This window comes from Janibacter massiliensis (assembly GCF_900289115.1).
Taxonomy (GTDB): domain Bacteria; phylum Actinomycetota; class Actinomycetes; order Actinomycetales; family Dermatophilaceae; genus Janibacter_A; species Janibacter_A massiliensis.
Map to the genome: position 1 here is coordinate 1 of NZ_LT985207.1, position 1,193 is coordinate 1,193.

Annotated in this window: 1 pseudogene; it reads right to left on the reverse strand. The window is 67.0% G+C overall.

The window, feature by feature from the left end:
- Positions 1 to 97 precede the first annotated feature (97 nt).
- A pseudogene (locus DAA34_RS12025) lies at positions 98 to 1,074 on the reverse strand (IS3 family transposase); the annotation flags it as partial.
- Positions 1,075 to 1,193: the final 119 nt, after the last annotated feature.

Here is a 1,193-nt window from a genome sequence, read left to right on the forward strand (position 1 = left end):
CCCTCCGGTACATCGCTGGTCTTCCTACGCCAGTCGCTCGTCGCCATCCCTGAACACCTCCATGATCGAGGTGTTGCGACGACCAGTTGAATCCGCCGACCGACCCGTGGTCGCTGTGGAAGATCGCTCCTGCCAGAGATCCACGGGTCGCGGCGGCGGCCTTGAGCGCGTCGGCGACGAGGTCGGTGCGGATGTGATCGGCGATGGCCCATCCCACCAGACGGCGGCTGTGGCAGTCGATCACGGTCGCCAGATATAGGTTCCCGCCGCCACTGGCCTCGGACAGCGGCAGGTAGGTGATGTCGCCGACGTAGCGCTGGTTCGGCGCCTCGGCGGTGAAATCCCGTTTCAGCAGGTCAGGAACGACCTGGTCGGCCGGTTCGGGCACCGTCGTGCGGTGCTTGCGCTTCTTGACGTACCCGCTGAGTCCGGCCTCCCGCATCACGCGGGCGACCCGCTTGTGGTTGAGGCGGTCCTCGGGCGCGGCCCCGTCGTTGAGCTCGGCCGTGATCCGCGGGACGCCTTGGGCATCGTCCTCCGCGTGGATGATGCGGATCCGCTCGAGCAGCTCGCCATCGGAAGCGGCCCGCGCGGACCGAGCTGGGGTGCCTGTCTGCCAGGCGTAGTAGGAGGAGCGCTCGATCTCGACGAGCTCGCACAGTCGCTTCACCGGGTAGGTGGTGGAGTTCTCGGCGACGAACTGGAAGCGACTCACCAGCGCGTCTCCCCGGCGAAATACTTCGCGGCCTTCTGGAGGATCTCCCGCTCTGTGGTGAGCTTCGTCGTCTCGGCTCTCAGCTGGGCGTTCTCCGCCTCCAGCCGTGCCACGCGCTGCTCGAGCGGCTCATCAGGATCCGATGTGGAAGCCGTCGGCGCGGACCGCAACGGGCTGTCTGTCAGCGTGCCGTCAGCCGCCGTTTTCTTCCCGGTCCCGTGAGTCTCCAGCCACTGCCGCAGCGTTCCCCGGACGATCCCGAGGTCCTCCGCGATACCGCGGAGCGTCGCTCCCGGAGTCGACTCATACAGGTCGACCGCCTGCCGGCGGAACTCCTCGGAGTAGTTCTTTCTGGCCATGGTTCATGATCTCGCTTCCCCAGCCAATGCTGGAATCAGCGTGTCCACGAACAAGGGTCAGGCCCCACGTGAAGAAGATCGGGCGGATCCCCGACGGGGGCGGGTGGAGGGTCCACGGG